This is a genomic window from Janibacter sp. CoH_79_TC_3, assembly GCF_058197955.1.
Genome location: NZ_JBXWIV010000033.1, coordinates 1 through 10,883, shown reverse-complemented (window position 1 = coordinate 10,883; position 10,883 = coordinate 1). Strand labels below are relative to the sequence as shown.

Genomic DNA, 10,883 nt, shown 5'->3' with positions numbered 1-10,883 from the left:
ACTCTAAGGATTATTTAGATTTCATACAGTAGCTAATTTGTATAAAAATATAATAAACACTAGGCGAAATTCACCTCCACCCTAATGTCGGGTGGAGTCCTCTTTCGCTTTTAGATAGCTTTCTTATTATTAGAATCAATGGGTATAGTAGGTTGTTGAAAAACTAAGCACTCAGACTGAGCTATGCTGAAAAAATTGCAGAGATAAACTTTGTAAAAGAGTTACTAAATAAGAAGTTTACTATATACAAAAAAAGTAATCTCTATGGCGCGAGTAATCACAACCTCTTATAAGCTTTTTGATTCCATTCCTCTTTTTATAGACATCAGAAACAGGCTTATTACTCAATAGTAATAAGCCTGTTTCTGATGTAATGATTCTCGCAAATGTGCAACGAGCAGTTTTAACTTTTGATCCGGTTGCCTCGCTTTAGGATAAACCGCATATAGGCCCAGTTTCTTTCTGGTAAAACATTGCAAGATCTGCGTGAGTGTATTTTGCTGTATTTCCTCATAGATCAGCACTTGTGGTAAAAAAGCAATGCCTAAACCGCTAAGCGCGGCTTGTTTAATCGCACTAAGATGATTGCTATGAAACCGACCATGGACAGATATTAATTGCTCTGTGCCGTCTATAAATAATGGCCATATGTTATTAGAGGCATTATCAAACTTATAGACCAAGCACTCATGATTCTCTAACTCTTCAGGAGTTTGAGGAATACCATATTGCTTTAAATAGTCTGGCGTCGCACATATCACCCATTGGCTATCTATCAGGCGCCTTGCAATGAGCGAGGAATCTTCAAGCACAGCGGTCCTTAGTGCCAAATCAAATCCTTCTTCTATCAAGTCAACCAATCGATTGGTAATTTGTAACTCTACCGATACTTCAGGGTGTTGTTTACAGAATTCGGCAATAGATTTGCTAAATATGAAATTCGCAGAGACCACAGGCATGGTTATACGTATAGTGCCTTTCATATCTTCGCCGTAACCCGTTACCGCATCTTCGGCTTCCTGAAAAGCAATTTTAGCAATTTTAGCTTTGTTATAAAGCGTCCTGCCTGCGTCGGTTAAGCTCAACTTTCTGGTGGTTCTATAAAGTAGCTGAGCATTTAAGTTTTCTTCTAATCTTGCAATGCGCTTGCTCACTACAGAGTTGGTTAATGACAGTTTTTCAGCAACCTTAGAAAATGACCCTTCTTCAACAACTTGGACAAATAAAATCATATCGTCAGCTTTGACCATATTTGTGCTCCAATTAGGGTAATACGCTTTAGATTATAGCAAAAAAAGAAAATAACATTATCCTTTGATGCAATATATCAATTTATCAACAAGGCGTAGACTCCTTTAGGGCATTTTGAACAGTAAAGGATGGAATAACCGAGGTTGTGCTTGGCATTGTCTGAAAGACAGCTTGGGTCAATTAGCAGTCCCTGTTTGTGAATGTTTAATACAACTTAGTCATCATGGAGTCGTCAAAATAAAGGCTTTAATGACTTGGTTCAAGGAAGATTAAACAGTAATAAAGGATGTGATTTTGAATCAAACAATATATGGTCTACTGGCATTACTGCCAATCGTTCTCTGTGGTATTTTTTTGATAGGCTTGCAATGGTCAGCCAAAAAAACAATGCCGATAGTTTTAGCGGTTACCGCGGCGTTGGCTATTTTTATATGGGATATGACGCTCACTCGAGTTTCATCATCTATCATTCAAGGTTTGGTCATTACGGTTTCGGTATTGTGGATAGTCTTTGGGGCTATTTTTTTATTGAATACTTTAAAGTATACGGGTGCCATCGCAGTCATTCGTGCTGGATTTACTAATATATCGCCAGATAGACGTGTTCAAGCCATTATTATTGCTTGGTGCTTTGGTACCTTTATTGAAGGCGCGTCTGGTTTCGGTACACCTGCCGCTATTGCCGCCCCTTTACTGCTGGCAATAGGCTTCCCGGCGCTGGGTGCAGTGTTAATGGGCATGATGATACAAAGTACGCCAGTATCCTTTGGTGCCGTCGGTACGCCTATTGTGATAGGTGTCAATAAGGGCTTAGATACCGCGGCTATTAGCGCTCAGCTGGCACAAGAAGGGCTACAGTGGGATAGCTTTTTGCAGCTTATCACCAGCGAAGTCGCCATGATTCACGGTGTTATTGGTACGTTTATGCCCCTTTTTATGGTGATGATGCTCACACGCTTTTTTGGTAAGAATAAAAGCTGGAAAGAAGGCTTTGCTATTTGGCCATTTGCTATATTTGCCGGTTTGGCCTTTACGATTCCTTATACCTTAACGGGCGTCTTTTTGGGGCCTGAGTTCCCCTCACTGGTAGGGGGATTAGTGAGTATCGCCATTGTAGTAAATGCTGCCAAAAGGGGGTTTTTAGCGCCAAAAACAACGTGGGACTTTGAGCCTCAAAAAAACTGGCCAAGCGAATGGATGGGTCAGTTAGTGGTCAGTAAGGAAGATGTGGCGCTTGATTTAACCAGTAAAAAAATGTCTACGGTTATGGCGTGGTTCCCTTATTTGCTGGTTGCACTTTTACTGGTTTGTTCAAGAGTGTTTTCTGGATTTGAATCCTTACTAACCAGTGTAACGTTAGATTTCACGGCTGTTTTAGGTGAGGCAGATATAAGCGCTAGCTTTAGTCCCTTGTACTTACCGGGAGGATTATTAGTAATCAGTGCCTTGATTGCCGCTGCTTTGCAAACCAAAAAACCAGGCAGTGCCTTAAATAGTGCCTTCAAAGAATCAACCAAGACTGTCTTGGGGGCCGGATTTGTACTTATTTTTACCATTCCGATGGTCAGGATTTTTATTAATTCCGCTATAAACTTATCCGATGTGGCAAGTATGCCAGTCGCAAGTGCAGCATTGTTTGCGGGTACTTTCGGCAATGCTTTTCCATTGATTAGTCCAACCATTGGAGCGTTAGGAGCCTTTATCGCGGGTTCTAATACCGTATCTAACATGATGTTCAGTCAATTTCAGTATGAAGCGGCGATGAGCTTAAATATTTCACCCTCTTTAATCATAGCGGCTCAGGCTGTTGGTGCGGCAGCCGGTAATATGATTGCCATACACAATGTAGTGGCGGCATCAGCTACGGTGGGTTTACTTGGTATGGAGGGCTCGACGCTTCGTCGTACTATTTTACCTACCCTATATTATGTGTTGTTCTGTGGCATCATCGTTATGGCTGCAATTTACATTTTTGATTTTCAAGGTCCTCTAACATCATGAATGACATAGCACATGATAAGGCAAGTCGTATCTCTTCAGCAAAGCTTTCAGCAGTAAACATGCCTTCTCAAGACATACTCAGTTCTGATCAAGTCTTGGATAAACTCACAGACGTACTGGGCGCGCGCAATGTTCAGGCTGATTCAGAGAAAAACAAATACTATAGAATGGGCTGGCGCTCTGGTGGCGGCAACGCGTTAGCGGTTTTGTTTCCACAAACATTGCTAGAGATTTGGCGTTGCCTAGAAGTGTGCGTTGAGGGTAGCTGCATTATTATCATACAAGCGGCCAAAACAGGCCTAACCGAAGGCTCAACGCCAAGCGGTAATGACTACGATAGACCTGTGGTGGTCATTAATACGCTAGCAATAGACCAACTATATTTGATAAATGATAATGAGCAAGTAATCAGTTTGGCTGGGGCGACGCTACACCAACTACAAAGTCAGCTTAAAGCGGTGAATAGAGCACCGCATTCGGTGATTGGTTCCTCGACTTTAGGGGCGTCTATTATTGGTGGGATTTCGAATAACTCGGGAGGATCTTTGGTAAAAAGAGGCCCTGCTTACACTGAATTGGCTTTGTTTGCGCAGATTAATGCACAAGGTAAGTTGGTGTTGGTCAATCACCTAGATATAGGGCTAGTAGGGAATACCGTGGAAGAAATACTGACGAGATTGCAAAATGGTAATTTTGATAAAAGTAAGCTGCCTGACAGTGGCAAGATGGCATCAGACAAAGAATATATTACCAGAGTAAAGGACGTTGATGCCAATACGCCAAGCCGGTTTAATGCTGACAAGCGCAGACTGTATGAAGCCAGTGGCTGTGCCGGCAAGCTGGCGGTTTTCGCAGTACGCTTGGATACTTATGCCACTGCTAAAAAAGAGAAAACGTTCTATATAGGCAGTAATAGTGTCAGTGAGCTTGCCCAGTTAAGAAGGCAGATATTATCAACTTTCAAAAATACTCCTGAAATTGGCGAATATATGCATCGCGATATATTTGATATATCCGCTAAATATGGTAAAGACACTTTTTTATGTATCAAACATCTCGGTACAAATGCCTTACCTAGGTTATTCTCTATCAAAGGCGCTATTGACGCTAAATTTCATAAGTGGTCGTGGTTGCCAAAGCATTTCACCGATAAAGCAATGCAGTTTATAGCTAACTTATTTCCAAGGCATTTACCTGAGCGCATGATGGCGTACCGTGATAAGTACGAGCATCATCTCATAATAAAAATGAGTGATGACGGAATATCTGAAGCACAACATTTTTTGCAGTCGTTTTTTTCGGCATCAAAAACCGGTAGCTATTTTGAATGCAATAAAGAGGAGTCAGAAAGCGCCTTTTTAAATCGTTTTGCAGCAGCCGGTGCCGCATTAAGGTATGAGGTTATCCATGAAAAAGAAGTCGGCGAGATATTAGCGCTCGATATTGCCATACCACGTAACCAATTAGAGTGGCTTGAAACCCTACCTGAAGCAATTGCACAGCACTTAGAGAAGAAGCTGTATTACGGACACTTCTTTTGTTATTTGTTTCACCAAGACTATATTTTGAAAAAGGGCAGTGATGCTCAATATGTGAAAACGATGATGCTAGATCTGTTAAATCAACGCGGTGCAAAATATCCTGCTGAACATAATGTCGGTCACTTATATGAAGCAGAACCTGATTTGCAGAACTTCTATAAAACCTTAGACCCAACCAATACCTTTAACCCTGGCATTGGCAAAATGCCAAAAAATAAACACAACTGCTCGTGCTGTGTGTAATAGTGAGATCATGACTATTGTCTTAGCATTTATACTCATTGCCAGATTACACGAAAGACATATCGTTTAGCATTAAGCAATACACAATTAGACATTCAAAAATATTACATAGATATCTAACAAAATAAGACGGGTAAGCATATGATTATTTCATCTCCAAACGATTACAGGGCTGCTGCCAAGCGCCGACTGCCACCCTTTCTATTTCATTATATAGATGGCGGTGCTTATGAGGAATATACCTTAAAACGCAACGTTGAAGATTTATCAAAAATTGCTCTTAGGCAACGTGTACTGAATGATATGTCACAGCTGAGCTTAGAGACGCAATTATTTAATGAAACCCTATCCATGCCTGTCGCGTTGTCACCAGTAGGTCTCACAGGTATGTATGCACGTCGCGGTGAGGTACAAGCCGCTATGGCAGCTGATCAAAAAGGTATTCCGTTTACTATGTCAACGGTTTCGGTTTGTCCGATTGAGGAAGTGGCACCTAAAATCCACCGTCCAATGTGGTTTCAGCTTTATGTATTAAAGGATCGAGGCTTTATGAAAAATGCCTTGGAGCGTGCCAAAGCGGCGGGGTGTTCGACCTTAGTTTTTACGGTGGATATGCCGGTACCAGGCGCACGCTACCGCGATATACACTCTGGTATGAGCGGTAAAAATGCCGCTATGCGCCGTTACTTACAGTCTGTGATGCATCCGCAATGGGCATGGAATGTAGGGCTAAATGGCCGTCCGCACGATCTGGGCAATATTTCTACTTATCTAGGTAAGCATACAGGGCTAGAAGATTATATAGGCTGGCTAGGTAATAACTTTGATCCTTCTATTTCTTGGAAAGATTTAGATTGGATTCGAGAATACTGGGATGGGCCTATGGTCATCAAAGGTATTTTGGATCCAGAAGATGCTAAAGATGCGGTGCGTTTTGGGGCAGATGGAATAGTCGTATCCAATCATGGTGGACGACAACTGGACGGTGTTTTATCCAGTGCACGGGCGCTGCCTCCTATTGCTGATGCGGTTAAGGGAGAGATTAAAATCTTAGCCGACTCTGGTATACGTAATGGCTTAGATATTGTGCGCATGTTGGCTTTGGGGGCTGATATTTGCATGCTAGGGCGCGCCTTTATCTATGCTTTAGCAGCAGATGGAGGTGCAGGGGTAAGCAATTTACTAGAACTACTAGATAAAGAGATGCGTGTCGCGATGACGCTGACTGGCGCTAAAACGATTGCTGACATTAATTCTGACTGTTTGGTAAAACTAGATATTTAAACTTGAAGCCGTTAGTTTAGCCATCAATCATAATAGTGAAACTTATAATATTTTTGACTTACTAGGGATAGACAGATCCACCTTACAGAAATGGCTAACTTACTATCACCAAAAAATAAATAATTAACGTCTAAAACTGGCAACGTCTTGACTTATGAGCAACAAGAGCTTCAAGATCCACATAAACAGGTTAAGTGGCTTACTATAGAAAAATTACGCTTAAGACCAAACGACTATTTCACCCACTAATTTAATGAGAAGGTTAAGGATGACTATAAATAACGATGTATTACGTGAACGCATCAGCTTATTAGGCTCATTTCTAGGAGATGCAATTTCTCGCCAGACGGGCGAAGAAACACTTAATACGATTGAAACACTGCGTAAGGGTTTTATTCAGCAACGACGCGCGCCTAACGAAGCGAACAAACAACAACTTATCGACTTCATCGCCTCGTTAGATAATCGAACCTTAAAAAATGTCATCCGCAGCTTTTCTATCTATTTCTTCTTAGCAAATCTAAGTGAAGAAAACTACTTACGGGAGCAGCGTCAAGCCTTGCGTAGGCAGTCCGATCAAAGCTGGGAAGGCTCGTTTCGCCGCACCTTGCTTGAATGTCGCGAACGCAATATTGAACCTGCCCAAATGCAAGAGCTGATTGAGCAGCTAAAATTTATCCCAGTATTTACCGCCCATCCTACTGAAGCACGCCGCCGTACGACCATGAATCTATTGCAGAGCCTGTTTATTCATAGCGATGCCTTAAACAATCTTGCAGAAGACAGCTTTGCCTACGAACAAGCGAAGGAAAAAACGGCGCAAACGATTGATTTATTATGGTCATCGGATGAAGTGCGTACGCGTAAGCCATTAGTCTATGACGAGATCAATAATGGCCTGCATTATTTTAATGCCAGTTTATTCAATGCCATTCCAAAGGTTTATCGTAATATTAAAGACGCCATTGTTGAGGTTTATCCTGAGCTAACAGACTACCCATTACCTGCCTTTATGAGTTTTGGCTCTTGGATAGGTGGCGATAGAGATGGCAATCCCTTTGTCACTCATGACACCACAGAAATGGCGGTATTGATGCATGCTGATACCGTGCTACGTCATTATCAAGTCCTGCTAAAAAAACTGCGGCGTGAGCTTATTCATAGCGACACGATTATTGATATTGCGCCAGACGTTTATGCTCGTATAAAGGAGTATGCCACTCTCGAGCAAAAAGTATTCTATTATAATCCTGACGATTACAACAATGAGCCGTACCGTAGGTTGCTATCGATTATCCTTGCCAAAATAAAAGCGACCAATCGCCATATTCAAAGTAAAGGCACAGACCTCGACGCCGCACATGATGCTTACGCTAACCCACAAGAGCTGTTAGAAGATTTACGTATCATTCGAAAAAGTGTCAATACTCATGACAAAGCACATGGCGAAGGCTTATTACTCGATACGATTCGTCTGGTCAAAACTTGCGGCTTTCATCTAGCAGCGCTCGATATCCGCCAAGAGTCGTCTTATCATAGTGAAGTGATAACTGATATTTTCGCCAATGCCTCGAACTTACCAGACTATCAGACTCTGGGTGAAACCGAGCGCCAAGAGTGGTTGACGCGTTTACTTGCAAAGCCGGGTACACCGCTCATTTATACCGATAACTTGACTGATAAAACCCGTGAACAATTAGCCTTGATGAACTCAGTGGCAACATTACGTAAGCTGGTCGGGCAAGATACTTTTGGTAGTTATGTGATTTCGATGACCAACAATGCCAGTCAATTATTAGAAGTCTTACTACTAATGCGTGTTGCAGGCTTATGTAAGATTGATGATAAGGGGCAGTTGTCTGCTGACTTACCCGTTGCACCCTTGTTTGAAACCATCGAAGATCTTAAAAACATCGATAAGATCTTACCTGCCGTGTTGAACAACCCACTGTATCGAGGACTCCTCCAGCACTCAGATAACACACAAGAAATCATGCTGGGTTATTCAGACTCATCAAAAGATGGCGGCATCATTACGTCTGCATGGCAGCTTTATAGCGCACAGCAAACCATCAACCGCATTGCTGCTGAATATGGTATTAAAACACGCCTGTTTCATGGTCGTGGCGGTTCTGTCAGTCGTGGTGGCGGCTCAACGCATAAGGCGATCGCTGCTCAGCCCGCAGGGACACTGCATGGAGAAATTAAAATCACTGAGCAGGGCGAAGTCCTTTATGCCAAATATGCCAACACCGATACTGCTGTGTTTGAGCTCACCATGGGCATCACTGGTACCCTTAAAGCGTGCTCAACAAGATTTGTGGTGCAACCGCCTGAACTACCAAATTATGAAGCACTCTTTGCGCGTCTAGCAGATGCGGGTGAAAAAAGTTATCGTACGCTGACTGACCATACCGAAGGGTTTTATCAGTTCTATTCACAAGTGACGCCAGTGCAGGAAATCTCTTTATTAAATATCGGCTCACGCCCAGCGCACCGTAACAAAGGGCTGCCAAGTAAAACAACCTTGCGGGCGATTCCCTGGGTATTTGGTTGGTCTTTAGCGCGCTTTACACTGCCTGCTTGGTATGGCGTAGGTAGTGCTCTTCATAGCGTTAAAAAAGACGAGGCTTTAATGAGGGAGATGAATAGCTGCTGGCCATTTTTTAACGTATTTATTAGTAATATTGAAATGGCGTTTACCAAATCTGAGATGAGCATTGCTCAGGCTTATAGCCAGTTATGTGAAGATGAGGGATTACGTGAAAAGATTATGCAAGCGGTAATCGATGAGCATCATCTAACCTTCTCAGGTTTGAACTCTTTGCTTAACCAGACATCGTTATTGGCGCACCAGCAAAGCCTTGCCGCGTCACTACAATGGCGAAACGCTTATTTAGATCCGATTAATTACATCCAAATCGAATTGTTAAAACGTGCCAGACAAAAAGAGAATACAGATAAAGACGGTGATATTGCCGTTGAAGATCCACTAATACGTAGTATCAATGCCTTAGCAGCGGGTCTGCGCAATACGGGTTAATTGCTAGGGAATTACGTTCAGATATCTAACTTATAACCTAAATACATTGACTTCCTTTAATTAACTTGAGGAGGTATAGAGGGCAACTAATTTAGATATCTGAGCTATGCTAGTAGTTGAACCTGTGTATAAGGGACTAATGTTTGTTTTTATAAAAAATTTTTATCACAAATGACTCTGTATGTAGTGGCATAATAAAACACGACTGCATAGCACGATTGGTTATGTGTCACCTTTTGAGTTTGAAAAGCGGTATTATGATAATTTAATCCTGTCAGGTATTGCTGCCTGACTCAAGTAAAACACTCTCCGATATAGTCGGGGCGGTTCATATTTTATTGGGTGGTTTATTGCGAGTGAGTTTGATACTAGGATCTTTGAGCCAATTCTGTAGCGTGGCCTTACTAATGTCATAAAATGTACAAGCTTGTCTGATACTCATATCTTGTTGTTTAACACTTTTAATCACTTGTGATCGAAAGTCTGCTGAATAAGTCATAATCTTTTTACTTTTCGCTTATTTTAAAACTACTGTACCACTTTTATAAAGACTCTACTATACGGACGCTATACCATCTTTGATCGTTACACCAAAAGCGCCCACTCGCTCAAAATCGATATTATAGTTTTTAAAGAATAAGTTGTTTTGTATATTCTCACTGTTTTGTAATAGAGATCTTTTGTCTTGAAAGACTTCTAAAGGCATGCCTTTTTTTTCGCTCATTAAGCCTTGCTTTGATACTATTCCAGAAACTCATCATTTTTCGGTTTGCCTGTTCAGTTTTGATGTCTTAAGTAGCAAAAAAATAGTATATAAATATGTTATCAGCTTCTAAGCGTTTAACGTCAAGCCATAATTAGGAATAAATATTCTTGCAAACTAAAAATAAAACCTTAAAAGTCATACTGACTTGGTTATCAAAGTTCTTTGTACCGCCCTTGGTTGGTGCGGTTTTTTTGGTGTTGGTGTACTCGATATCAACTTTTGATACTATGTTTTGGGGTCATGCTACATTATTAGAGAATATAAGAGTCTCGATAATAATATTAGTAGGCAACATATTTACCTTTTATGTTTATTATTTATTGGCTTATTTAGTATTTTTCTTATATCTGATTATTTTGGAAAAAACGAAGAAGCTTAGCTTATTGGTCGTGATGGTCAGTGGTTTTATTTACGGACTCATACCACTTCTATTTGACCATAAAAGCGTAGAGTCTATTTTGATAGTGGTCATTATCGCCGTCAGCGGTGTGATGTGTGCTGCTTGCTATTACTATTTAGATAAAAAACTTAGGCCGTTATATTCAGTAAAAAATTAAAGCATCAGACTTTATAAGGTGTATGGGATTCTCTACAGCATAGGTCGAGTTAAAACCAGCAGCCCTTTAATAGCGCCAAGTTAATCTGTCTACTTCTTTAAGATCAGGTCTATATTCTTAGGTAACCCTCCCAAACCTAAGACACCTAACAAATAGAATTAAGCTGCTTGATTGAGTTTCTGTATGGGCGTAAAACC

Annotated in this window: 8 protein-coding genes; 5 read left to right on the top strand and 3 right to left on the bottom strand. The window is 41.2% G+C overall.

The window, feature by feature from the left end:
• Nucleotides 1–344 precede the first annotated feature (344 nt).
• On the bottom strand, nt 345–1,250 hold the full coding sequence (locus AC2FA3_RS14660) for a LysR family transcriptional regulator (protein WP_490510229.1): 906 nt from the start codon (nt 1,248–1,250) through the stop codon (nt 345–347).
• 295 nt (nt 1,251–1,545) lie between these two features.
• Between AC2FA3_RS14660 and AC2FA3_RS14655 the strand changes: the two genes are divergently transcribed.
• The 4 genes from AC2FA3_RS14655 to ppc all read left to right on the top strand — a co-directional run bounded on the left by AC2FA3_RS14655 (nt 1,546) and on the right by ppc (nt 9,363).
• Nucleotides 1,546–3,252 carry an L-lactate permease gene (locus tag AC2FA3_RS14655; protein WP_490510228.1) on the top strand — a complete coding sequence of 569 codons (1,707 nt, stop codon included), beginning with the start codon at nt 1,546–1,548 and terminating at the stop codon, nt 3,250–3,252.
• Nucleotides 3,249–5,036 carry a D-lactate dehydrogenase gene (gene dld, locus AC2FA3_RS14650; RefSeq protein ID WP_490510227.1) on the top strand — a complete coding sequence of 596 codons (1,788 nt, stop codon included), beginning with the start codon at nt 3,249–3,251 and terminating at the stop codon, nt 5,034–5,036. The genes AC2FA3_RS14655 and dld overlap by 4 nt, the downstream gene beginning before the upstream one ends.
• 141 nt (nt 5,037–5,177) lie before the next feature.
• Entirely contained in the window at nt 5,178–6,320 is a 1,143-nt protein-coding gene (lldD, locus tag AC2FA3_RS14645; RefSeq protein WP_490510225.1) for an FMN-dependent L-lactate dehydrogenase LldD, read from the top strand.
• Between the two features lie 268 nt (nt 6,321–6,588).
• A complete protein-coding gene (gene ppc / locus AC2FA3_RS14640; protein ID WP_490510224.1) occupies nt 6,589–9,363 on the top strand; it encodes a phosphoenolpyruvate carboxylase in 2,775 nt (924 codons plus the stop codon).
• Between the two features lie 328 nt (nt 9,364–9,691).
• On the opposite strand, the gene AC2FA3_RS14635 is transcribed toward ppc, so the two are convergent.
• Nucleotides 9,692–9,862, bottom strand: coding sequence for a transposase (locus AC2FA3_RS14635; protein WP_490510223.1), 171 nt, complete (start codon nt 9,860–9,862; stop codon nt 9,692–9,694).
• A gap of 57 nt (nt 9,863–9,919) precedes the next feature.
• On the bottom strand, nt 9,920–10,087 hold the full coding sequence (locus AC2FA3_RS14630) for a hypothetical protein (RefSeq protein WP_490510222.1): 168 nt from the start codon (nt 10,085–10,087) through the stop codon (nt 9,920–9,922).
• Between the two features lie 149 nt (nt 10,088–10,236).
• Between AC2FA3_RS14630 and AC2FA3_RS14625 the strand changes: the two genes are divergently transcribed.
• Nucleotides 10,237–10,686 carry a hypothetical protein gene (locus tag AC2FA3_RS14625; protein ID WP_490510221.1) on the top strand — a complete coding sequence of 150 codons (450 nt, stop codon included), beginning with the start codon at nt 10,237–10,239 and terminating at the stop codon, nt 10,684–10,686.
• Nucleotides 10,687–10,883 lie beyond the last annotated feature (197 nt).